This window comes from Streptomyces sp. NPDC021562, assembly GCF_040640875.1.
GTDB lineage: Bacteria > Actinomycetota > Actinomycetes > Streptomycetales > Streptomycetaceae > Streptomyces.
Genome location: NZ_JBFACN010000010.1, coordinates 207,596 through 230,458 on the forward strand (window position 1 = coordinate 207,596; position 22,863 = coordinate 230,458).

Below are 22,863 nucleotides of genomic sequence, written 5' to 3' on the forward strand. Positions count from 1 at the left end.
TCGTCCCCTAGGGCCCGTCACCCGGGTATCCCGGCCGCGAGCAGCTCCACGAAGCCGACGTCCTCGTTGGCGACGCCGAACACCTCGGCGCGGAGCATGGTCCGCTCGGCCCAGGCGCGGTGCGGCTTCACCTCGTTCATCTTGTTCGTGTAGGCCGAGCGAAGTACACCCCCGCCGCCGCGTTCCGGCCGCAGGATGTCCTGGGCGTCGGAGAACTCCTCGTGACTGACGACGGACAGCGCGTGCACGGGGATCACGTGGGACGGGTGGATGCAGGTCTTGCCGAGCAGTCCGTTGGCGTGGTCGAGGGAGATCTCCCGCAGCAGACCGTCCATGGCGTGCTCGATGAGCCGCTCGCGCAGCTCCACGGCCTGCCCCTCCAGGAACGGGCTGGAGCGCAGCATCGGCTTGAACATGCGCTCGGGGACCCGGAAGTACTCCCAGACCGGCCCGGTCACCGTGAACCCGGTGCCGTCGGCGCGGCCCAGCATGTTCACCACGTCGGCGATGACGGAGGCGACGATCTGGACGTCGTAGGCGGTCATGTCGGGCGCCCGGCGCAGCCCGTAGGAGGAGCAGAAGTCGGTGACGCCGAGGCGCAGGGCCAGCACCCTGTCCCGGTACTTGCCGACGGCGCGGGCGATGCCCTCCAGGGCGTCCACGCGCGTCTCCCGGTACATCAGCTCGGGGGTCTCCAGCACGGGCATCCCGAACAGCCGGCGTCCGCTGCTCGCCTCGGCGTCCTCAAGGGCCTGGAGGAAGGGGATGCCGCGCTCCTCGGTGAACTTCGGGAACACGAACCCGGACAGCAGCGACACCGTGCCGCCGAGGCGCCGTACGAGGTCGGGGATCTGCTCGGCGTCGCGGACCCGGATGAACAGCAGCGGCAGCTCCGTCCCGGCCCGCTCCCGCTCGGCGAGCTCGGCGAACTGCCGGACGAGGTTCTCCTCGCCCGCCGGGACGTCCTCGTCCCCGATGGAGTCCTCCAGGCACAGCACCATCGAGACCACGCCGAGCGCCGCCTGCTTGACGATGTCGTCGGCCAGCCGCGGCCGGGTCGCCGGGCTGTAGAGCGTGGCGCCCAGGGCCGCGGAGAGCAGCCGGGCCGGGGAGTCGGCGGTGAACGCGCACGGCTCCTGGTGGAAGAGATGCCGGCGCACCTCAGGGGCGACGTGCCCGAAATGACGCATGAAGCTCCCCCGCGGTGGTGTGCTGAGCCTGTGGAATTGGTAAAGGCTGGCCGGTAATAGTACGTACAAAGCCATGTCCTGGGTTCCCGGCGGGCATGAACTTCAGGTAACCCGGCTGTGTCGTTCGCGAGCCACCCCGCGTTGTCGTGACCAGGACCGAGAAGGCAGGATGACCGCATGACGCACGCGATGCTGAAGGGGTCGAACGTCCCGGTGGCGGCCACCACGGTCCGGGCCGTGCTGCGCTGGACGCCCGGCCAGGACGTACCGGACGTCGACGCCTCGGCGCTGCTCCTCGGCCCCGACGGACGGGTGCGCTCCGACGAGGACTTCGTCTTCTACAACCAGCCCCGGCACCCCTCCGGGAAGGTCTGGCGACTCGGCAAGAAGCGGGTGGCCGAGGGCCTGACCGACACGATCCAGACGGATCTGCCCGGTGTCGAGTCCAGTGTCGGCCGAATCCTCCTGGTCGCGTCGGCGGACGGTGTCCCGTTCGAACACGTACCCGCCCTGCGCATCCTGCTGTACGACGCGAGCGCCCCGGACGCCGAGGCGCTGGCCCATTTCGACATCAAGCCGGAGACCGGCGCGGAGACGGCCCTGATCTGCGGGGAGCTGTACCGCAGGGGCGAGGGCTGGAAGTTCCGGGCGCTGGGCGAGGGCTACAGCAACGGTCTCAAGGGCCTGGCCACGGACTTCGGCATCTCGGTGGACGAGTCGGAGCCGACGGAGGAGCCGTCGGCGTCCCAGCCGCTGCCCCCCGAGCAGCCGACCACGGTCCCCGCCCAGCCGGCCTACGGCTACCCCCAGCCGGCCTCGCCGGCCCAGCCGACCTACGGCTACCCGCAGTCCCCGTACACGCAGCAGCCGCCCCAGTCGGGCTACGGCTATCCCCCGCCGGCCCCGATCCCGGTACCCACGGTCCCGAACCCGGACTTCCGGCTGCCGCCCCAGGGCCCCCAGTTCATCGGACGCTAGGCACGCCCGCAGGGCCGCCTGTCTGCGGGGCTACCTGTCGGCCTTCGCCTTGTACCCGCGCCCCCACTGCAACCCCCACCCGTAGAGCCGGTCCAGTTCTCCCTGGAACCCGTACACGAACTTCACCTCGCGGCGGACGACCAGCTCACCCTTGACGTTCTCGATCATCACCACCGCGCAGGACCGCGCCTGCGGATGCCGTTCGTCGAGGCCGATCTCGATCCGCGGTCCGTTGCTCGGGTACAGCGTGACGACCGCGTGGGTGCGGTCGAACGCCGGCGTCTGGTCGTAGATGTAGACGAACACCAGCAGCCGCTTTATGTCGTCCCGGTGGTCGAGGTTGACGTACATCGTCTCGCCGGACGCCGAACCGAACCGGTCGTCGCCGCTGAGCTTGACGTACGGCGGCGCGTTCACGTCCCCGAGCAGGCCGCCCAGCGGCTGTACGACCCCCTTGGTGCCGTCGGACAGCTCGTACAGCGCCCCGAGGTCGAGGTCGACGTTGACCATGCTCTGGCCGTGGCCCATCACCTCGGGCGGCCTGAGCGCCTTGAAGGGGTGCCGGAACAGGCTCTCCCGCTGCTCCCCGTCGAAGTCGGAGGTCCGCATCCGCCAGGTGAGGTTGACGCGCAGGTTGCCGGTGGCCGCGCCCTGCTTGGTGAGGGACACCTGCTGGTGCCGCTTGGTGAGCTCGATGGAGTTGGACGCCGCGCTGCCCGAGTCGAACTCGGCCGCCCTTCCGCCCAGCAGTCCGTCGAAGAAACCCATTCCCGCCCCCAGTGACTCCTGCCGACGCCTCGGGGCGACCGACCGTGTCGGTCGCCCCGAACAGAGCGTTCCTCGCCCAGAAGGGTGTCACACCCCGTTTTCGGTCGGTCAGACGGAGACCTCAGCCCTCTCGTCCGACCCCGCTTTTCCCTCGGCCTCCGCGAGCCGCTGGTTGCGCCGCACCGAGGACCAGAACGACCAGCCGATCAGGACGACGCCGACCAGACCGGTGATGACCTCGTTGATCTGGTACTGGATGGTGACCATCAGGATGACCGCCAGCGCGCCGATCGCGTAGTGCGCGCCGTGCTCCAGGTAGACGTAGTCGTCAAGGGTGCCCTGCCGGACCAGGTACACGGTCAGCGACCGGACGTACATCGCGCCGATACCGAGACCCAGGGCCATCAGCACGATGTCGTTGGTGATGGCGAACGCGCCGATCACGCCGTCGAAGGAGAAGGACGCGTCCAGGACCTCCAGGTAGAGGAACATGAAGAACGCGGCCTGGCCGGCCAGCACCACCGCCGACTTCTTCTTGCCGGTGCGCTCGGCCTCCTCGTCCTCCTCGTGCTCGCGCTCCTCCTCGGCCTCCAGGCGGTCCTCGAAGAAGCCGGAGAGGCCGCCGACGACCAGGTAGGTGATGAGACCGGCGATACCGGCGATCAGGACCGTCTGCGCCTTGTCGACGTGCCCGCCGCCGTGCTGGTGGGCGTGGGTGGCGAAGGTGAAGGAGGTGATCAGCAGGACGATCAGGGAGATGCAGACCGACAGCATGTCGACCTTGCCGAGCTTGGCCAGCGGGCGCTCGATCCAGCGCAGCCACTGGATGTCCCGGTCCTCGAAGATGAAGTCGAGGAAGATCATCAGCAGGAACATGCCGCCGAAGGCCGCGATCGCCGGGTGGGCGTCGGTGACCAGTTCCTGGTAGCGGTCCTTGTTGTTGAGCGCGAGGTCGACGGCCTCGATGGGGCCCATCTTGGCGGTGACCGCGACGATGACGACGGGGAACACCAACCGCATGCCGAAGACCGCGATGAGGACGCCGACGGTGAGGAAGATCTTCTGCCAGAAGGCGTTCATCTTCTTCAGGATTCCGGCGTTGACGACCGCGTTGTCGAACGACAGGGAGATCTCGAGGACGGCGAGGATCGCGACGATGCCGAAGGCCTCCCAGCCTCCGTAGAAGACCGCGGCGACCAGGCCGAGCGCGGTGATCGCGAACGACCAGCCGAAGGTTTTCAGAAGCACTGGCTACCCAATCATCGTGTACTCGGCTTTACTCACTGTTGACCGAAGTCTAGAGGGCGCCGGTGTCCTGCACGTCCCGCGGGCCCCACATCCGGACCGCGGAGCGGCTACGAGACGTTCACACCGAAGTCGAGCGCGATGCCCCGCAGCCCTGACGCGTACCCCTGACCGACGGCTCGGAACTTCCACTCGCCCTGGTAGCGGTAGAGCTCGCCGAAGATCATGGCGGTCTCGGTGGAGGCGTCCTCGCTGAGGTCGTAGCGGGCGAGCTCCTGGCCGTCGGCCTGGTTGACCACCCGGATGAACGCGTTGGAGACCTGGCCGAAGGTCTGGCCGCGCTCGTCGGCCATGTGGATGGAGACCGGGAAGACGATCTTGTCGCAGGTGGCCGGCACCTTCGGAAGGTCGACCAGAATCGATTCGTCGTCGCCCTCGCCCTCACCGGTGAGGTTGTCGCCGGTGTGCTCCACCGAGCCGTCGGGGCTCTTGAGCTGGTTGTAGAAGACGAACCACTCGTCGCCGAGCACCCGTCCGCCCTGGCACAGCAGCGCGCTGGCGTCCAGGTCGAAGGGGGCGCCGGTGGTGGAGCGGGCGTCCCAGCCGAGTCCGATCAGGACGTTGGTGAGGTTCGGTGCGGCCTTGGAGAGGGAGACATTGCCTCCCTTGGCGAGCGTGACGCCCATGATTGCTGGTCCTCCCCTAGCGGTGGTTCTCCGGTTGTCCTGCGCGTCCGGCGCCGCCCGTAAACGGTGCGGCGCCGGACAGAGCGGACTTTCGAACGCCCCGGGGCGTTCTGCTGCCTCAGACGTTGACGCCGAAGTCCTGGGCGATGCCGCGCAGACCCGAGGCGTAGCCCTGGCCGATGGCACGGAACTTCCACTCCGCGCCGTTGCGGTACAGCTCGCCGAAGACCATCGCGGTCTCGGTCGAGGCGTCCTCCGAGAGGTCGTAGCGGGCGATCTCGGTGCCGCCCGCCTGGTTGACGACGCGGATGAACGCGTTGCGGACCTGGCCGAAGGACTGCTGGCGGTTGTCGGCGTCGTAGATCGACACCGGGAAGACGATCTTGTCGACGTCGGCCGGGACCGCGGCGAGGTTGACCTTGATCACCTCGTCGTCGCCCTCGCCCTCACCGGTGAGGTTGTCGCCGGTGTGCTCCACCGAGCCGTCGGGGCTCTTGAGGTTGTTGAAGAACACGAAGTTCTGGTCGCTGGCGACCTTGCCGGCCGCGTTCAGCAGCAGCGCGCTGGCGTCCAGGTCGAAGTCGGTGCCGGTGGTGGTCCTCACGTCCCAGCCGAGACCGACGAGGACCGCGGTCAGACCGGGGGCCTCCTTCGTCAGCGATACGTTGCCGCCCTTGCTGAGGCTGACTCCCACGAGTCCTCCCATGTGGTGTCCAGGGGCGGGTGCCCCCGTCGTGCTTCGGATACCGGATCAACGATTCGATCCTAGTGACGGGTTCCCACCGCTCGCAGGCCCTGGACCCCGAAGAATTCCCGGGTGTCGGCCGTCTCGCCCCCTAGGGGAAGCGGTGGGGGCCGTCCGGGCCTACAGGGTGTCGAGCGCGGCCACGTACTCGTTCAGGTCCCGGGCGTCCGGGAGTCCGTTGACCACGGTCCAGCGCACGACGCCCTCCTTGTCGATGACGAAGGTGCCGCGGACGGCGCAGCCCTTGTCCTCGTCGAAGACGCCGTAGGCGCGCGAGGTCTCGCCGTGCGGCCAGAAGTCGCTGAGCAGCGGGTACTCCAGGCCCTCCTGCTCGGCGAAGACACGCAGGGTGTGGATGGAGTCGTTGGAGACGGCGAGCAGCTGGGTGTCGCGGTCCTCGAACCTGGGCAGGTTGTCGCGCAGCTCGCACAGTTCGCCGGTGCACACACCCGTGAAGGCGAACGGATAGAAGAGCAGCACCACGTTCTTCTCGCCTCGGAACTCGGACAGCTTCACGGTCCGGCCGTGGTTGTCCTTGAGCTCGAAGTCGGGCGCCTTGTCGCCGACCTGGATCGCCATCGCACTGTATCCCTTCGTCAGGGCCTGTTCGGGTGGTGACACCCTATGCGGCGGCCCCGCGGGACGACCGGGACGGCCCGGCGGACGGCGGCGGGCCGGCGGCCGGACCGGGTGGCCGGTCCGGACGCCGACGGGGCTCAGCGCTTCTTGGCGGCGGCCTTCGGCGTGTTCAGCCGGCTGCCGTTCCAGTCCTTGCCCACGCTGACGCTCTTGGTCTGCGAGAGGCCGGCGGTCGTCACGGCCTCGCCGATGTCGCTCGGCTCGACGTAGCCGTCGCGGCCGGTCTTCGGGGTCAGCAGCAGGATCGAGCCGCCCTCCTCGAGGAAGCCGAGGGCATCGACCAGCGCGTCCGTCAGGTCGCCGTCATCCTCACGGAACCAGAGGACCACGGCGTCGGCCACGTCGTCGTAGTCCTCGTCCATCAGCTCGTTGCCGATGGTCTCTTCGATGGACTCGCGGAGCTCCTGGTCGACGTCGTCGTCGTAGCCGATCTCCTGGACCACCTGGTCTGGCTGGAACCCCAGCCTGACGGCAGGGGTGGTCCGCTCCTCCGCGTGGTCCGCGGTCGCGCTCACGGGTTGCCTCCTGATCATGTCTTGGTGATGAACTCAGCCACGCGCGTGCGCGAAGCATTGGCCGTAGTCCACACGGGCGGGGCGGATCGCGCAAGTACCCGGCCGTCCGGACCGCCGAAACGGTGACGATCCCGGCCGTGTCGCCGCAACTCCCGGCACCGTATCGCGAACGGCTGTGACACACACCACTCCCTTTTGCCCGCAATGTACCTTTCGGAATCATCCTCACACACGACGGTCGAACGAGTTTGCCAAGCGCGTCACACCCCGGGCGTATCGTTGCGTTTTGGCCGGTCCCGAGTTACCTCGCGGTAGAGATGACGTGCGCTGCCCCGGGGTGGACGATGGACAGCGGCGCAGGCCAAGCACGGGAAAACAGCCAAAAACAGGGAAAAACAGAGACTCAGTGACCCTCTGACAGGTAAGGAACAGCGTGGCTTCCGGATCCGATCGCAACCCGATCATCATTGGCGGCCTTCCGAGTCAGGTTCCTGACTTCGATCCCGAGGAAACCCAGGAGTGGCTCGACTCGCTCGACGCCGCCGTGGACGAGCGCGGCCGGGAACGGGCCCGCTATCTGATGCTCCGCCTGATCGAGCGGGCGCGCGAGCGACGGGTGGCCGTGCCCGAGATGCGCAGCACGGACTACGTGAACACGATCCCGACCCGGGCCGAGCCGTTCTTCCCGGGCAACGAGGAGATCGAGCGCAAGGTCCTCAACGCGACCCGCTGGAACGCCGCCGTGATGGTCTCGCGCGCGCAGCGGCCGGGCATCGGCGTCGGCGGCCACATCGCCACCTTCGCCTCCTCCGCGTCCCTCTACGACGTCGGCTTCAACCACTTCTTCCGCGGCAAGGACGACGGCCTCGGCGGCGACCAGGTCTTCTTCCAGGGGCACGCCTCCCCCGGCATCTACGCGCGCGCGTTCCTGCTCGACCGGCTCAGCGAGGCCCAGCTGGACGGCTTCCGCCAGGAGAAGTCGAAGTACCCGGACGGCCTCTCCAGCTACCCGCACCCGCGCTCCATGCCGGACTTCTGGGAGTTCCCGACGGTGTCGATGGGCCTCGGCCCGATCGGCGCGATCTACCAGGCGCGGATGAACCGCTACATGCACGCGCGCGGGATCGCCGACACCTCGAAGTCGCACGTGTGGGCGTTCCTCGGGGACGGCGAGATGGACGAGCCGGAGTCGCTCGGCCAGCTGTCCATCGCCGCCCGCGAGGGCCTGGACAACCTGACGTTCGTCGTCAACTGCAACCTCCAGCGCCTCGACGGCCCGGTGCGCGGCAACGGCAAGATCATCCAGGAGCTGGAGTCGGTCTTCCGGGGCGCCGGCTGGAACGTGATCAAGCTGGTCTGGGACCGCACCTGGGACCCGCTGCTCGCCCAGGACCGCGACGGCGTCCTGGTCAACAAGATGAACACGACCCCCGACGGGCAGTTCCAGACGTACGCCACCGAGTCCGGCTCGTACATCCGCGAGCACTTCTTCGGCGACGACCACCGGCTGCGCGCGATGGTCGCCAACATGACGGACGACCAGATCCTGCACCTGGGCCGCGGCGGCCACGACCACCGCAAGATCTACGCGGCGTTCAAGGCGGCCACCGAGCACAAGGGCCAGCCCACGGTCATCCTGGCCAAGACGATCAAGGGCTGGACGCTGGGCCCGAACTTCGAGGGCCGCAACGCCACGCACCAGATGAAGAAGCTGACGGTCGCCGACCTCAAGGGCTTCCGGGACCGGCTGCACCTGCCGATCTCCGACAGGGAGCTGGAGTCCGGCCCGCCGCCGTACTACCACCCCGGCCGGAACTCGGAAGAGATCCAGTACATGCACGACCGGCGCAAGGGCCTGGGCGGCTACGTCCCGACCCGCGTGGTGCGCTCGAAGCCGCTCGCCCTGCCGGACGACAAGGCGTACGCGACCGTGAAGAAGGGCACCGGCCAGCAGTCCATCGCGACCACCATGGCCTTTGTGCGCCTGCTCAAGGACCTCATGCGGGACAAGGAGCTCGGCCGCCGTTTCGTGCTCATCGCACCGGACGAGTACCGGACCTTCGGCATGGACTCCTTCTTCCCGAGTGCGAAGATCTACAACCCGCTCGGCCAGCAGTACGAGGCCGTGGACCGCGATCTGCTGCTCGCCTACAAGGAGTCCCCGACCGGCCAGATGCTGCACGACGGCATCTCGGAGGCGGGCTGTACGGCGTCCCTGATCGCGGCGGGCTCGGCGTACGCCACGCACGGCGAGCCGCTCATCCCGGTCTACGTCTTCTATTCGATGTTCGGTTTCCAGCGCACCGGCGACCAGTTCTGGCAGATGGCCGACCAGCTGTCGCGCGGTTTCGTCCTGGGCGCGACCGCCGGCCGTACGACCCTGACCGGTGAGGGCCTCCAGCACGCGGACGGCCACTCCCAGCTGCTGGCCTCCACGAACCCGGCCTGCGTGGCCTACGACCCGGCCTACGGGTACGAGATCGCGCACATCGTCCAGGACGGCCTGCGCCGGATGTACGGCGGCGACGCCGAGCACCCGCACGGCGAGGACGTCTTCTACTACCTGACCGTCTACAACGAGCCGATCCAGCACCCGGCCGAGCCGGCCGACGTGGACGTCGAGGGCATCCTCAAGGGCGTGCACCGGATCAGCGCCGGCACGGCGGGCACGATCCCGGCGCAGATCATGGCGTCGGGCGTGGCGGTCCCGTGGGCGGTCGAGGCGCAGCAGATCCTCGCCGCCGACTGGAACGTGAAGGCCGACGTCTGGTCCGCCACCTCCTGGAACGAGCTGCGGCGCGAGGCCGTGGCCTGCGAGCAGCACAACCTGCTGCACCCGGAGGAGGAGCAGCGGACGCCGTGGGTGACGCAGAAGCTGAGCGGCGCCGAAGGTCCGTTCGTGGCCGTGTCCGACTGGATGCGATCGGTTCCGGACCAGATCGCGCGGTGGGTGCCGGGCACGTTCCAGTCGCTGGGCGCCGACGGGTTCGGCTTCGCCGACACGCGGGGCGCGGCGCGCCGCTTCTTCCACATCGACGCCCAGTCGATCGTGGTCGCGGTGCTGACCGAGCTGGCCCGTGAGGGCAAGCTCGACCGCTCCGTGCTCAAGCAGGCCATCGACCGCTACCAGCTGCTGGACGTGACGGCGGCGCACCCGGGCGTGGCGGGCGGCGACGCGTAGCGGCCGCGCTCGGCCCGAACGGGCGGTGGGGAACCGCGGCGACGTCACGGCTGGTCGCGCGGTTCCCCTCGCCCCTTCGGGGCGCTGACGGCGCCTACGATGCCTCCATGGAGCGACAGTCCGCACAGGTGCGCTGGGAGCAGTGGACCCAACGGCCGTTGCTGGCGCTCGCGGTCGCCTTCGCCGTCGCGTACGCGCTGCCGATCGTGGACAGTTCCGCGGGGCACGTGCTGACGTCCGCGTGCACGGCGGCGGAGTGGGTGGTGTGGGGGTCCTTCGCCACCGACTATCTCGTGCGGCTGACGCTGACGCCGCACCGTCGGGAGTTCGTGCGGACGCACTGGATAGACCTGTGCGCGGTGGTGCTGCCGCTGCTCCAGCCGCTGCGGCTGCTGCGGCTCGTGGCGACGCTGACGCTGGTGGGGCGGCGGGCCCGGATGGCCGAGCAGATCCGGCTGACGACGTACGTCGTCGGCGCGGTCGTCGGCCTGCTGATGTTCGGGTCGCTGGCCGTGCTGTCGGTGGAGCGCGACTCGCCCGACGGGAACATCCGGACGCTGGGTGACGCCCTGTGGTGGTCGTTCACGACGATGACGACGGTGGGGTACGGGGACCACGCGCCGACGACCGGGCTGGGCCGGATGATCGCGGTGGGCCTGATGCTGTCCGGGATCGCCCTGCTCGGTGTGGTGACGGCGAACATCGCCACGTGGTTCATCGCGCGCTTCGAGAAGGACGACGACGAGGAACGGCGGCAGACGGAGGCGATCACGGCCCTGGCCGAGGAGGTACGGGCGCTGCGGACGGAGGTGGTTGCTCTGCGCGCGGGGGTGGGGGCTGGCGCAGCCGTGCGCTCGCCGGCGCCGGCCGGGTGCCACTGCGCCCACCAGCACGACTGTCCGCAGAAGAGACGGCTGAGGAGCGCCCCGTAGGGGCGCTGGGGGCGCCCCCGGCCGGAGGCTGGGAGGAACTGCGCGATCAGCCCCCACCGGCCCGCGCCTAGAGCGATACGCCGCCCAGGAACAGCAGCGCCAGCAGCGTGTCGATCGCGCCCAGCACCACCGCGACCAGCGCCGGTATCGAGCTCTTCGGGTTCCACGCCCGGCCCATGGAGAGCCAGCCGCACACCAGTGCGGCCGGGCCCAGGATGATTCCCAACGTGAAGAAGCCGGCGACGGCGCAGATCGTGCCGATGATGCCCAGCGTCCCACGGTCCAGCCCGTCCCGCACGCCTGCGCGGCCACGTGAACGGGGGTACCCGCGTGTTCGTTGGCCGAAGCTCGCCATCATCAACTCCTCTGTCCTCATGGACTGTTCGGGTGTGATGACCGGGTACCCCTGTTCCGCGTCCGCAGACCTGCCCGCGCGCTGCCCCCCTCCAGCAGCGCGCCGCGGCCCGGGTGTCCCCCATGCCCTGCGGAGGACGTGACCCACTGTGAACCGCGGCGCGTGCCGAACGCGAGGGATCTTGAGCGGAGTCACCTTGATAGGTGAACCACGCCTGAACCAGGGTCAGATGTGGCCCACGCCTGCGCCGCTGTCCGCGTTCTCGCCCCGCTTCGTGAGCAGCGCGACGAGGATCGCGACCGCCGCCACGCCCGCCGCGACGAGCGAGGCCAGGCTCATCCCGGAGATGAACGTGTCGTGGGCGACACCGGTGATCTTCGCGGCGACGGCCCCGGGCGTGCCCTTGGCGATCGGCGCGACCCCGACCTGGACCGCCTCCGAGGCCTGGGCCAGCTGCGCCGAGGTCAGCTTCGGCAGCCCCGCGTGGGCCCAGTTGCCCGGCAGGTCGTTGTCGACCTTGGAGGCCATCACGGCGCCGAGGACGGCCGTGCCGAGGCTGCCGCCGATCTGCATCGCGGCCTGCTGGAGACCGCCGGCCACTCCGGAGAGCTCCATCGGGGCGTTGCCGACGATGACCTCGGTGGCGCCGACCATGACCGGCGCGAGGCCGAGGCCGAGCAGGGCGAACCAGACGGCCATGATCCCGCTGCCGGTGTCCGCCTTCAGCGTGGACATGCCGTACATGGCGATCGCGGTGGCCGCCATGCCGCCGGCCAGCGGGATCCGCGGGCCGAGCTTGGTGATCGCGGCGCCCGCCAGCGGGGAGCCGACGATCATCATGCCGGTGAGCGGGAGGAGGTGGAGACCGGCGTCGACCGGGTCCATCCCGTGCACGTTCTGCAAGTAGAAGGTCACGAAGAACAGGCCGCCCATGAAGGCGATGGCCATGAGGACCATCAGGACCACGCCGGCCGACAACGGCACGGAGCGGAACAGGCCGAGCGGGATCAGCGGTTCCCTGACCTTCGTCTCCCAGAAGGAGAAGAGGGCGAAGCCCAGCACCGACACGACGAGGAACGACCACGTCCTGCCGTCGCCCCAGCCCCAGGCCGGCGCCTTGATGAGCGCCCAGACCAGGCAGAACATCGCACCGGAGAGCAGGCCGATGCCGAGCAGGTCGAAGGAGCGCGGGGCGTTCTCCGCGCGGTGGTCGAGCAGCATGACCACGCCGAGCACGAGGGCGATCAGCCCGACCGGCACGTTGATGAAGAACACCGACTGCCAGCTGACGTGCTGCACCAGCACACCGCCGAGGATCGGGCCGCCCGCGGTGGAGGCGCCGATGACCATGCCCCAGATGCCGATCGCCATGTTGAGCTTCTCGGCCGGGAAGGTGGCCCGCAGCAGGCCGAGCGCGGCCGGCATCAGCAGCGCGCCGAACAGGCCCTGGAAGACGCGGAAGGTGACGACCAGGCCGATGCTGTCGGACAGCCCGATGGCGCCGGAGGCGGTGGCGAAGCCGACGACGCCGATCAGGAACGTCTGCCGGTGGCCGAAGCGGTCGCCGAGCTTGCCCGCGGTGATCAGGGAGACGGCGAGGGCGAGGAAGTAGCCGTTGGTGATCCACTGCACCTGGGCGAAGGTGGCGCCGAGGTCCTTCTGGATCGCCGGGTTGGCGATGGCCACGATGGTGCCGTCGAGGGCGACCATCATGACCCCGACGGCGACGGTTATCAGGGTGAACCAGGGATGGCCGCGCAGGCCGGCGGCCGACGGCTGCTGCGACGGGGCTGCCGACGCCTTGTCCCCCGACCCCGTCGCGTCGAGCGTGGTCTGACTAGTCATGCTTTCGAGGCTAGTGACAGCCGCTGACAGTTGACAAACAATTTCACTAGTCAGTAACTGTCAGGCATGGAAACGCTGCGCGAACGCAAGAAACAGCGCACCCGGGACGCCCTGCTCCGGTCCGCGCTCGAACTGTTCGCGGCCCAGGGGTACGACCGGACCACCGTCGACGAGATCACCGAGTCCGTCGACGTCTCACAGCGCACCTTCTTCCGCTACTTCGCCAGCAAGGAGGACGTGGCCTTCTTCGTGCCGCGGCTCACCGAGGCGCACTACGTGGCGGCGGTGCGCCGCCGACCGCCCGGGGAGACTCCGCTGGAGGCGCTGCGCGGGTCCGTCATGGACAGCTGGGAGACCATCGAGGAGGCCGTCGAGCGGTACGTCCCGGTCGAGCTCCTCATGCGCACGTACAAGATGATCGAGGCCACCCCGATCCTGTTCGCGGCCCATCTGCGGCGCCAGGCCGAGACCGAGGAGGAGATCTCGCGGATCATCGCCGAACGGGAGGGCGTCGACCCGGACTCCGACCCCCGTCCCCGGCTGGTGGTCGCCGTCTTCGGCGCGGTCATCAGGGTGACCGAGCGGCACTGGTCGGTCGGCGACGACTTCAGCGCCGCGGCGATCCGCGAACTCACCGCGGCGTACCTCGATCAGCTGGGGCCGGCGCTCACCGGCGACTGGCGCCGGGCCTGAGGAGTGCCACAACGGCCCAAGATCGGCCCGGTGCTTGTCGAAACGTGATAACTGTCACTCGGTTACCGCGAGACCCCTTCGTTCTCCTAGTGTGTCCTCCCAGTGACTTCCTTCGACACCTCCCCGCCACTCAACGTCTGGCGCGCGCTGCTCGCCCTCGCCGTGGTGTTCGTGATGCTCGCGACCACCGGCTGGACCGCACTGCGCACCCACCGCGAGACCACCGCCCTGCAGTCCTCCCTCGACAGCTGGGAGCACGGCAGCGTCCACGGTCTGCGGCTGCCGGACCCGGAGGCATCGCCCGCGCGGCTCACCCGTTTCTTCGCCTCGCTCACCGCACCGGAGCGCGACCGGCTCGCCCACCGCTACCCGCTGGCCGTCGGCAACATGAACGGCGCCCCGGTCGAACTGCGCTACCTCGCCAACGCCATCGCGCTCGACCAGCAGCGCAAGGTCGAGAAGAAACGCATGCACGACCCACGGCTCAGCGCGGCGGGGCAGCAGGACGCGGGCCGCCGTATGCACCGCTACGAGGCGCTGCTCACCAAGGGCCGGCAGATCCTCGCCTTCGACCCGGACGGCGACGGCCGCGTCGCCGAGGTGCTCGGCGACCTCACCAGGGCCGAGCGGATCTCGGTGGTCGTCCCCGGCGTCGACACCGACCTGCTCACCTTCCAGAGGACGAACCGCGAGTACACCGCCCCGGTCGGCATGGCCAAGGCGCTGTACCGGGCGGAGCACGCGGCGAGCCCCTCGACCCGCACGGCGGTGATCGCCTGGGCCGACTACACCGCTCCCGACGGGCTCGGCGTGGGCGCGGCCACCGGCACGGCCGCCGAGCTGGGTGCCGTACGTCTCAACGCGCTGCTGCGGGCGCTGCCCGGCAAGGCGCCGGTGTCGATGTTCTGCCACAGCTACGGCTCGGTGGTCTGCGGGGTGGCCGCGCGCGGCATGCCGGGCCGGGTGGCCGACATAGCCGTGGCCGCGAGCCCCGGCATGCGCGTCGAGAACGCCTCGCACCTGGGCAGCACGGCCCGGGTCTGGGCGATGCGCGACGCCACCGACTGGATCCAGGACGTCCCCTATCTGGAGCTCGGCGGGCTCGGCCACGGCGCCGACCCGGTCTCCGCCTCCTTCGGGGCCAGGGTGCTGTCGGCGCACGACGCACAGGGACACGCCGGGTACTTCGTGCCCGGCACGGACAGCCTGCGCAACCTCGCGGACATCGGGGTCGGCGCATACGGCGCGGTCACCTGCGCCCACGACGATGACGGGTGCCGGGCGGGTCTGCCCGACACGTTGATGGCCGAACGCGCGTAGAAACAGCAGGAAGTGCGGTGCGCGCGGGGATGGGACTGAGAAGCACGTGCCGCATACGATGAGCCGCATGGGTGACGTACTGGCCGGATTTCATGCCGCCTGGGAGTTCGAGTCCGACTCCGTGCGCATCCGTTACGAACGCGGGATCCGCACCCCCAAGCTGTTCCAGACCCTGGGCGAGCGGCTGGTGCCGCTGGCCGCGCTGGAGTCCGTGACCGTCACCCCGGGCAAGCGCGGCACGGTCGTCCTGCACGCCCGGCCGCGTCCCGGCGCGGATCCGCTGCTGGAGGCGGCGGCCGGCCAGCTGAAGGACGGCAGCGACCCGTACCGGCTGGTGCTCCCGGCCGAGCGGGCGACCCTCGCCGAGTACTACGCCGACGAGCTGCGCACGCTCCTCACCGAGACGGGCCCCGCGGAGAAGTTCCTGGTGGCCGCGCCGGAGGCGCCCCGCCAGTTCAAGGCGTACGACGGGAAGGCGAGCTTCGACGGCACCGCCGTGCACTTCCGGTGGTCGTGGACGGGAGCGTCGACGGCCAAGTGGAAGGCCGGCGACCAGCGGTTCGCGGTCGCGGACCTGGGCGGTGTGGAGTGGCGGTCGCCGGAGGTCTTCGAGGGGCATCTACGACTGCTGCGGCGGGACACCGCGGGGGCGGCGGCGCCGGTCCCGGCGGACCAGGACCCGGCGACCGTGGTGTTCGGGCTGGGGTACGGGCCGGTGCACGAGTCGCTGCCGTTCGCCGCGGCGGTGCTGGAGGCGGTACGGGCCAGGGGGACGGCCGCGGTGCCGGCGCCGGCGGGGCGCCGGGACCCCGCCGACATCGCCGAGCGGATCCGCCATCTCGGGGAGCTGCATCAGGCGGGGCTGGTCACCGACGAGGAGTTCACCGCGAAGAAGGCGGAGTTGCTGGCCGAGCTGTGACAGGCCGTACTCGGCTCTCCGTCCGTGGGGGCCGGTCGCGCAGTTCCTCCCCCGGCCTTCGGCCGGGGGTACCCCCAGCGCCCCTTTCAGGGGCGTTTCAGTTGCCGCCTGTTTCATAGAAACTGATCTTGCGGTCCAGGACCGACAAGGTGTCGTGCAGCTCGGCGATGCGGGCCAACACGTCCCTTCTCGTCTGCTCCAAGAGCTCGCGGCGCTCGGGGTAGGTCGTCTCGCCCTCCCGTACCAGCTCCGCGTAGCGCACCATGTCCGCCACCGGCATGCCGGTCAGCCGGAGCTTGGTCACGAAGTCCAGCCAGTCCAGGTCGCGGTTGGTGTAGCGGCGCTGGCCGGTGTGGGAGCGGTCGATGTGGGACATCAGGCCGATCCGCTCGTACCAGCGCAGAGTGTGGGCCGTCAGCCCGGTGAAGGCGACGACCTCGCTGATCGTGTAGCGGTCCTGGCCCTCGGGGCGCGGGTGCCGGCGGGGCGGGGCGGAACAGATGTCGGCGGGCTCGCGGTCGGACTGCTCGGTGGGGGCCGCGGTCGTGGTCTGCATCACCGTCATGACGCCCACGCTATGACCTTCGAGTGCACTCCAAGCAAGGGGAACCGGTAAGAAAGCGGCACCGGCTGGAGAGCGGGACCGGCAGGAAAGCCGAACCGGTGAGAAATGCGGGCGACGCGGCCGCGGGAACCTGGCTAGCGTGCGTGGCCATGAGTCTCGTACGCCGTGCCACGCCCGCGGACGCACCCGAAGTACTGCGGCTGCGCCAGGTCATGATCGACGCGCTTCCCGGCGGGGACACCTCCACCGGCTGGCACGCCCTGGCGCTGCCGGGGCTCACGGAGCGGCTCGGCGAGGCGGACGGCGACTTCGCCGCGTTCGTCGTGGACCGTCCCGACCGGCCGGGGGCGCTGGCGGCGCTGGTCGCGGGGACGATCGACTACCGGATCGGCAAGGCGGGCAATCCGCACGGGCGCTGCGGGTACGTCTTCAGCGTGGCCACCGACCCGCGGGCGCGTCGCCGCGGGTACGCGCGCGCGTGCATGGAGGAGCTGCTGGCCTGGTTCCGGGAGCGGGGCGCGGGGCAGGTCATGCTGACCGCGTCCGCCGAGGCCGAGCCCCTCTACGCCGCGCTCGGCTTCACGCACAAGCCGGACCCCACGATGATGCTGACGCTCTGAGCCGCATAGGCTCGACGGCATGTCCTTGCAGAGCCTCGCGCTGATCGAGAAGTGGCCGGTGCCCACCGCCGCGGCCGGTGCCGTACGGGCCGACGGGACGGTCCTCGGCACCCACGGACCGGTCGGTCACCGCTTCCCGCTGGCCTCCGTCACCAAGCCGCTGGCCGCGTACGCGGTGCTCGTCGCGTACGAGGAGGGGGCGGTCGAGCTGGACGAGCCGGCGGGACCCGAGGGGGCGACGGTACGGCACCTGCTCGCGCACACCTCGGGGCTGGCCTTCGACGAGCACCGGGTGACGGCGCCGCCCGGGGAGCGGCGGCTGTACTCCAACGCCGGGTTCGAGGTCCTCGGGGACCATGTCGCCAAGGCGACGGAGATCCCGTTCGCGGAGTACCTGCGGCAGGCGGTGCTGGAGCCGCTGGGCATGACGTCGACGTCGCTGGCGGGCTCCCCGGCGAAGGACGGGGTCTCCTCGGTGGCGGACCTGCTCCGCTTCGCCGCGGAACTCCAGGCACCGCGGCTGCTGGACCCGCGCACGGTGGCGGAGGCGACGCTGACCGTCCACTACCCGGGCACGAAGGGCGTGCTGCCGGGCTACGGCCACCAGAACCCGAACGACTGGGGCCTGGGGTTCGAGATCCGCGACGCCAAGTCACCGCACTGGACGGGCTCTTCGTCCTCGCCCCGCACCTTCGGCCACTTCGGCCAGTCGGGCACGTTCCTGTGGGTGGACCCGGACGCGGGGATCGCCTGCGTCGCCCTGACGGACCGGGCGTTCGGCCCCTGGGCGGTGGAGGCGTGGCCGGCGTTCACGGACGCGGCGCTGACGGAGTCCCACGCCTGAGGTCCGGCGCCTCGGCCTGCACGACGCACAATGCGGACCACCTCCGCGCCGGCCTTCGAGGCGAGGATCATGGTCCCGTGATGAAGTGGACGAAGGAAACGCCTTCCGCCGGGCGATCCGAGCACGAGCCCGAACTCTCGGCCTACCAGCGGGCGATGAGGAACCGGCTTCTCGCGGCCCCGGTGGTGCCCGCGCCCGAGCCCTGGCGGCCCGTCTTCGCGTACGAGTACGGCGTCCCTGTCGGCGGACTGCTCGGGATCGGCTTCGCGACGGACCCCGACACCGGCGACGATCTGGTGATGGCCGTCTCCCACGACGGGCTCGGTCTCTTCGACGCCGTGACCGGCGAGAAGATCGCGCGGGATCGTGACGCGGACCCCGAGGACAGCAGCCAGGACGCGGATCCCGCGCTGTGGTGTGCCGGGTTGGGGCCGGTCGCCGGAAGCAGGGTGCGCATTGCCGGACTTTTCGGCGGAGGACTGCACACCACCAGCGGAGACGGTTGGAAGCTGGAGGTCGTTGCCCCGGCCTGGCCGAACGAACGTGTCCTGCTATCCCGCGACGGCGGACTGCCGCACTCCGGCCCGCACGGGGAGCGCTGGTGGCACATCTTCCACTCCGACTGCTCCGAGCTCCGTGCCGCTGGATTCTCACCCTCCGGGCAGACCCTTGCCGTAGCGACGAGCAGCGATCTGTCCCTGTGGACCCGCGGCGCCGGCCGCAGTCGCGCCGCCGGCGACTGATGACCAGCCAGGGCCGCTCCGACGACCGCAGCCACCGCCAACCCCTGGACCCACCTGGCCGGCACCTACCCCGGCATCTCCCACATCAGCAGCTCCGCCGGCGTCAGTCCCTCCGCCTCCAGGCCCTCCGCGGCAGTGATCCGGGCCGCGTCCCCGGGGCCCAACGACTCGCCCCCCAGCCGCACTTCACCCCGGACGACGTGCACGTACCCGTACGCCGCGTCCGGCACCGCCGTCCGCTCACCCGGCGCCAGGCGGCGGACGTGCAGCATCGCCCCGGCCTCCGGGACGGCGTACGGCGTCGAGTCCGCGATGCCCCGGACGATCTCGTACGACGGCTCACCGCCCACCCGCACCGGCGCCAGCCACATCTGCACGAACGTCAGGGGCCCGGCCCCGTCGTTGCGCTCCACGTGCCGCACGCCCCCGGCGGAGCTGAGGCGCTGCACGTCCCCGTGGCGGACCACCGTCTCGTTGCCCTCGGAGTCGCGGTGGGTCAGCTCGCCCTCGACCACCCACGTCACGATCTCGGTGTGGCTGTGCGGATGCTCGTCGAAACCGGCCCCCGGCGCCAGCCGCTCCTCGTTGCAGGCGATGAGCGCGGCGAAGCGCAGGTTGCCGGGGTCGTAGTGGGGGCCGAAGGAGAAGGCGTGGCGCGACTCGATCCCGGCCGCCGGGTCCCCGCCCCGGTAGCGCTGCGCCGCGCGCCTGACGTCCATCACGGGACCACCGTAGACCGCGGTCGGCACCCGGCGGCGCAGGTGCCCGCCCCGATGAGGCAGTCTTGTCCCCGTGCCCGAACCCGTAACGCGCAAGTCCGACCCCTCGGCTCATGACGTCCACCCGCACTCCGCGACCCTGAAGCGGCTGGAGAAGTCGTCCGGCAGCCTCGCCGCCCAGGCCATCGCACGCATGGACGAGACCCTGCCGTGGTACCGGGCGATGCCACCGGAGAACCGCTCCTGGATCGGGCTGGTCGCCCAGGCGGGCATCGCCGCCTTCACCGAGTGGTTCCGGCGCCCCGACGCCCCGCAGGCCATCTCGACGGACGTGTTCGGGACCGCGCCGCGCGAGCTCACCCGGGCGATCACGCTGCGGCAGACCGTGGAGATGGTGCGCACCACCATCGAGGTCATGGAGAGCGCCATCGACGAGGTGGCGGCCCCGGGCGACGAGAGGGTGCTGCGCGAGGCGCTGCTCGTGTACGCGCGGGAGATCGCCTTCGCCACCGCCCAGGTGTACGCCCAGGCCGCCGAGGCACGGGGTGCCTGGGACGCGCGTCTCGAGTCACTGGTGGTGAACGCCGTGCTGAGCGGCGAGGCGGACGAGGGCGCGGTGAGCCGGGCCGCCGCGCTCGGCTGGAACTCCCCGGACCACGTGTGCGTCGTGCTCGGCACCGCGCCCGACGGGGACAGCGAGCTGACCGTCGAGGCCATCCGGCGGGCCTCACGGCACGCCAAGCTCCAGGTGCTGACCGGGGTGCTCGGGGACCGGCTCGTCGTGATCGCCGGCGGCAACGACAACCCGCTGGCCGTCGCGAAGTCGCTGATCGGGCCGTTCGCCGCCGGGCCGGTCGTCGCGGGGCCCGTCGTACCGGACCTGCTGGCCGCCACCCGGTCCGCGCAGGCCGCCGCCGCCGGGCTCAAGGCGTGTTCCGCCTGGCAGGACGCGCCGCGGCCGGTGCTGGCGGACGATCTGCTGCCGGAGCGCGCCATCGCGGGCGATCCGAGCGCGCGCGAGCAGCTGGTGGAGGAGATCTACAGACCACTGGAGGAAGCCGGCTCGGCGCTGCTGGAAACACTCAGTGTCTATCTGGAACAGGCGAGCAGTCTGGAGGGCGCCGCCCGGATGCTCTTCGTCCACCCGAACACCGTGCGCTACCGGCTCCGACGTGTGACAGACGTCACCGGATGGTCGCCGTCCGATGTAAGATCCGCCTTCACGCTACGGATCGCGCTGATCCTGGGGCGTCTGGTCGATGGAGATCTCCAGGCATAGCGCTTTGTCAGGGGCCCACAAAACCCCCTCGTGTTCTTCGTCCCTGTCCCCACGGGCGGCCGTGGCCGTCCACAAGAGAGAGTGTGAGAGTGCTCGTACTCGTCGCTCCCGGCCAGGGCGCCCAGACGCCCGGCTTCCTGACCCCCTGGCTCGACCTTCCCGGTGTCGAGGACCGTCTGCGTGCCTGGTCGGACGCCATCGGTCTCGATCTCGTGCACTACGGCACGCACGCCGACGCCGACGAGATCCGGGACACCGCGATCGCCCAGCCGCTGCTGGTCGCGGCCGGACTGGTGTCCACCGCGGCACTCGGTGCCGTCACCCCGGGCGCGGTCGCCGGGCACAGCGTCGGTGAGATCACCGCCGCCGCGGTCGCCGGAGTCCTGACCGACGACGAGGCGCTCGCCCTCGTCCGCACCCGGGGTCTGGCCATGGCCGAGGCCGCCGCGATCACCGAGACCGGCATGTCGGCGCTGCTCGGCGGCGACCCGGACGTCTCCGTCGCGCACCTGGAGAAGCTCGGTCTGACCCCCGCGAACATCAACGGCGCCGGTCAGATCGTCGCCGCGGGCACCCTGGAGCAGCTCGCCGCGCTCGCCGAGGACAAGCCCGAGGGCGTCCGCAAGGTCGTCGCCCTCAAGGTCGCCGGCGCCTTCCACACGCACCACATGAGCCCCGCGGTCGACGCGCTGGCCGAGGCCGCCAAGAAGCTCTCGCCCGCCGACCCGAAGATCACCTACGTGTCCAACAAGGACGGCCGGACCGTCGCCGCCGGCGGCGAGATCGTGGACCGTCTGGTCGGCCAGGTCGCCAACCCGGTGCGCTGGGACCTGTGCATGGAGACCTTCCAGGAGCTCGGCGTCACCGCCGTCCTGGAGGTGTGCCCCGGCGGCACCCTGACCGGCCTGGCGAAGCGCGCCCTGCCCGGCGTGCGGACGCTGGCCCTGAAGACCCCCGACGACCTCGACGCGGCCCGCGAGCTCATCGCCGAGCACAGCTGAATCAGGAGCCAATTGCGATGTCGAAGATCAAGCCCAGCAAGGGTGCCCCGTACGCGCGCATCCTCGGCGTCGGCGGCTACCGGCCGACCCGTGTGGTGCCGAACGAGGTGATCCTCGAGACGATCGACTCGTCCGACGAGTGGATCCGCTCGCGCTCCGGCATCGAGACCCGGCACTGGGCGGGGCCCGAGGAGACGGTCGCCGCGATGTCGATCGAGGCCGCCGGCAAGGCGATCGCGGACGCGGGCATCTCCGCCGAGCAGGTCGGCGCCGTGGTCGTCTCGACCGTCTCGCACTTCAGCCAGACCCCCGCCGTCGCCACCGAGATCGCCGACAAGCTGGGCACCGACCGGGCCGCCGCCTTCGACATCTCGGCCGGCTGCGCCGGCTTCGGCTACGGCCTGACCCTCGCCAAGGGCATGGTGGTGGAGGGTTCCGCCGAGTACGTCCTGGTGATCGGCGTGGAGCGGCTCAGCGACCTCACCGACCTGGAGGACCGGGCCACCGCCTTCCTGTTCGGCGACGGCGCGGGCGCGGTCGTGGTCGGCCCCTCGAAGGAGCCGGCGATCGGCCCCACCGTGTGGGGGTCGGAGGGCGACAAGTCCGAGACCATCAAGCAGACCGTGTCCTGGGACCGTTTCCGGATCGGTGACGTGTCCGAGCTTCCGCTGGACAGCCAGGGCAACATCAAGTTTCCTGCGATCACGCAGGAGGGCCAGGCGGTGTTCCGCTGGGCCGTGTTCGAGATGGCGAAGGTCGCCCAGCAGGCGCTGGACGCGGCCGGAATCAGCGCGGACGACCTGGACGTCTTCATCCCGCACCAGGCCAATGTGCGGATCATCGATTCGATGGTGAAGACTCTCAAGCTGCCGGAGCACGTCACGGTCGCCCGTGACGTCCGCACCACCGGCAACACCTCGGCCGCCTCGATCCCGCTCGCGATGGAGCGGCTCCTGGCGACCGGCGAGGCGAAGAGCGGCGACACCGCGCTCGTCATCGGGTTCGGGGCGGGTCTCGTCTACGCCGCCACTGTCGTTACCCTCCCCTAGGCACTCCGTGCCGGATCATGCATCCGGTGCGG

The 22,863-nt window shown here is 70.3% G+C and carries 23 protein-coding genes; 12 read left to right on the forward strand and 11 right to left on the reverse strand.

Annotated features, from left to right (window positions below):
* Positions 1-17 precede the first annotated feature (17 nt).
* Positions 18-1,190, reverse strand: coding sequence for an HpcH/HpaI aldolase/citrate lyase family protein (locus AB0G52_RS17970; protein WP_132886567.1), 1,173 nt, complete (start codon positions 1,188-1,190; stop codon positions 18-20).
* Between the two features lie 177 nt (positions 1,191-1,367).
* Here AB0G52_RS17970 and AB0G52_RS17975 point away from each other — a divergent pair, with 177 nt between their 5' ends.
* The gene (locus AB0G52_RS17975) at positions 1,368-2,168 is read left to right on the forward strand and encodes a TerD family protein (protein WP_132886568.1); all 801 of its coding nucleotides are present in this window, start codon (positions 1,368-1,370) and stop codon (positions 2,166-2,168) included.
* Between the two features lie 30 nt (positions 2,169-2,198).
* Here AB0G52_RS17975 and AB0G52_RS17980 read toward each other — a convergent pair whose 3' ends face one another.
* The 6 genes from AB0G52_RS17980 to AB0G52_RS18005 all read right to left on the reverse strand — a co-directional run bounded on the left by AB0G52_RS17980 (position 2,199) and on the right by AB0G52_RS18005 (position 6,766).
* Positions 2,199-2,936, reverse strand: coding sequence for a Tellurium resistance (locus AB0G52_RS17980; protein WP_132886569.1), 738 nt, complete (start codon positions 2,934-2,936; stop codon positions 2,199-2,201).
* Positions 2,937-3,044: 108 nt separating this feature from the next.
* On the reverse strand, positions 3,045-4,184 hold the full coding sequence (locus tag AB0G52_RS17985; RefSeq protein WP_132886570.1) for a DUF475 domain-containing protein: 1,140 nt from the start codon (positions 4,182-4,184) through the stop codon (positions 3,045-3,047).
* Between the two features lie 107 nt (positions 4,185-4,291).
* Positions 4,292-4,867, reverse strand: coding sequence for a TerD family protein (locus tag AB0G52_RS17990; RefSeq protein ID WP_132886571.1), 576 nt, complete (start codon positions 4,865-4,867; stop codon positions 4,292-4,294).
* A 118-nt stretch (positions 4,868-4,985) separates the two neighbouring features.
* On the reverse strand, positions 4,986-5,561 hold the full coding sequence (locus tag AB0G52_RS17995; RefSeq protein ID WP_132886572.1) for a TerD family protein: 576 nt from the start codon (positions 5,559-5,561) through the stop codon (positions 4,986-4,988).
* Positions 5,562-5,732: 171 nt separating this feature from the next.
* Positions 5,733-6,191 carry a peroxiredoxin gene (locus AB0G52_RS18000; protein WP_132886573.1) on the reverse strand — a complete coding sequence of 153 codons (459 nt, stop codon included), beginning with the start codon at positions 6,189-6,191 and terminating at the stop codon, positions 5,733-5,735.
* A gap of 137 nt (positions 6,192-6,328) precedes the next feature.
* Positions 6,329-6,766 (reverse strand): DUF3052 domain-containing protein, encoded by a 438-nt coding sequence (locus tag AB0G52_RS18005; RefSeq protein WP_207921612.1) that lies wholly within the window; start codon positions 6,764-6,766, stop codon positions 6,329-6,331.
* Between the two features lie 433 nt (positions 6,767-7,199).
* Here AB0G52_RS18005 and aceE point away from each other — a divergent pair, with 433 nt between their 5' ends.
* The gene (aceE, locus tag AB0G52_RS18010) at positions 7,200-9,947 is read left to right on the forward strand and encodes a pyruvate dehydrogenase (acetyl-transferring), homodimeric type (protein WP_361337226.1); all 2,748 of its coding nucleotides are present in this window, start codon (positions 7,200-7,202) and stop codon (positions 9,945-9,947) included.
* A 107-nt stretch (positions 9,948-10,054) separates the two neighbouring features.
* A complete protein-coding gene (locus AB0G52_RS18015; protein WP_132886575.1) occupies positions 10,055-10,879 on the forward strand; it encodes a potassium channel family protein in 825 nt (274 codons plus the stop codon).
* A 67-nt stretch (positions 10,880-10,946) separates the two neighbouring features.
* Here the strand turns inward: AB0G52_RS18015 and AB0G52_RS18020 are convergent, their stop codons facing one another.
* Complete coding sequence (locus AB0G52_RS18020) at positions 10,947-11,237, reverse strand: small hydrophobic protein (RefSeq protein WP_207921613.1); 291 nt, start codon at positions 11,235-11,237, stop codon at positions 10,947-10,949.
* A 222-nt stretch (positions 11,238-11,459) separates the two neighbouring features.
* On the reverse strand, positions 11,460-13,079 hold the full coding sequence (locus AB0G52_RS18025; protein WP_132886576.1) for an MFS transporter: 1,620 nt from the start codon (positions 13,077-13,079) through the stop codon (positions 11,460-11,462).
* A gap of 66 nt (positions 13,080-13,145) precedes the next feature.
* Here AB0G52_RS18025 and AB0G52_RS18030 point away from each other — a divergent pair, with 66 nt between their 5' ends.
* The 3 genes from AB0G52_RS18030 (at position 13,146) to AB0G52_RS18040 (ending at position 16,011) form a co-directional block, all read left to right on the forward strand.
* Positions 13,146-13,772, forward strand: a complete 627-nt coding sequence (locus AB0G52_RS18030; RefSeq protein WP_132886577.1) for a TetR family transcriptional regulator — start codon at positions 13,146-13,148, stop codon at positions 13,770-13,772.
* Positions 13,773-13,874: 102 nt separating this feature from the next.
* Positions 13,875-15,092, forward strand: a complete 1,218-nt coding sequence (locus AB0G52_RS18035; RefSeq protein WP_132886578.1) for an alpha/beta hydrolase — start codon at positions 13,875-13,877, stop codon at positions 15,090-15,092.
* A 67-nt stretch (positions 15,093-15,159) separates the two neighbouring features.
* The gene (locus AB0G52_RS18040; protein ID WP_132886579.1) at positions 15,160-16,011 is read left to right on the forward strand and encodes a DUF4429 domain-containing protein; all 852 of its coding nucleotides are present in this window, start codon (positions 15,160-15,162) and stop codon (positions 16,009-16,011) included.
* A gap of 97 nt (positions 16,012-16,108) precedes the next feature.
* On the opposite strand, the gene AB0G52_RS18045 is transcribed toward AB0G52_RS18040, so the two are convergent.
* Complete coding sequence (locus AB0G52_RS18045) at positions 16,109-16,576, reverse strand: MerR family transcriptional regulator (RefSeq protein WP_132886580.1); 468 nt, start codon at positions 16,574-16,576, stop codon at positions 16,109-16,111.
* Between the two features lie 149 nt (positions 16,577-16,725).
* Here AB0G52_RS18045 and AB0G52_RS18050 point away from each other — a divergent pair, with 149 nt between their 5' ends.
* From AB0G52_RS18050 to AB0G52_RS18060, 3 genes are all read left to right on the forward strand, one after another.
* Positions 16,726-17,196 (forward strand): GNAT family N-acetyltransferase, encoded by a 471-nt coding sequence (locus AB0G52_RS18050; RefSeq protein ID WP_361337227.1) that lies wholly within the window; start codon positions 16,726-16,728, stop codon positions 17,194-17,196.
* Between the two features lie 19 nt (positions 17,197-17,215).
* The gene (locus AB0G52_RS18055; RefSeq protein ID WP_132886582.1) at positions 17,216-18,040 is read left to right on the forward strand and encodes a serine hydrolase domain-containing protein; all 825 of its coding nucleotides are present in this window, start codon (positions 17,216-17,218) and stop codon (positions 18,038-18,040) included.
* A 155-nt stretch (positions 18,041-18,195) separates the two neighbouring features.
* Positions 18,196-18,783 carry a hypothetical protein gene (locus AB0G52_RS18060; RefSeq protein ID WP_361337228.1) on the forward strand — a complete coding sequence of 196 codons (588 nt, stop codon included), beginning with the start codon at positions 18,196-18,198 and terminating at the stop codon, positions 18,781-18,783.
* 65 nt (positions 18,784-18,848) lie between these two features.
* Here AB0G52_RS18060 and AB0G52_RS18065 read toward each other — a convergent pair whose 3' ends face one another.
* A complete protein-coding gene (locus AB0G52_RS18065) occupies positions 18,849-19,502 on the reverse strand; it encodes a pirin family protein (RefSeq protein WP_361337273.1) in 654 nt (217 codons plus the stop codon).
* 73 nt (positions 19,503-19,575) lie between these two features.
* Here AB0G52_RS18065 and fasR point away from each other — a divergent pair, with 73 nt between their 5' ends.
* From fasR to AB0G52_RS18080, 3 genes are all read left to right on the forward strand, one after another.
* The gene (fasR, locus tag AB0G52_RS18070; protein ID WP_132886584.1) at positions 19,576-20,781 is read left to right on the forward strand and encodes a fatty acid biosynthesis transcriptional regulator FasR; all 1,206 of its coding nucleotides are present in this window, start codon (positions 19,576-19,578) and stop codon (positions 20,779-20,781) included.
* Positions 20,782-20,870: 89 nt separating this feature from the next.
* Positions 20,871-21,782 carry an ACP S-malonyltransferase gene (locus AB0G52_RS18075; RefSeq protein ID WP_132886585.1) on the forward strand — a complete coding sequence of 304 codons (912 nt, stop codon included), beginning with the start codon at positions 20,871-20,873 and terminating at the stop codon, positions 21,780-21,782.
* Positions 21,783-21,799: 17 nt separating this feature from the next.
* A complete protein-coding gene (locus AB0G52_RS18080; protein WP_132886586.1) occupies positions 21,800-22,831 on the forward strand; it encodes a ketoacyl-ACP synthase III in 1,032 nt (343 codons plus the stop codon).
* Positions 22,832-22,863: the final 32 nt, after the last annotated feature.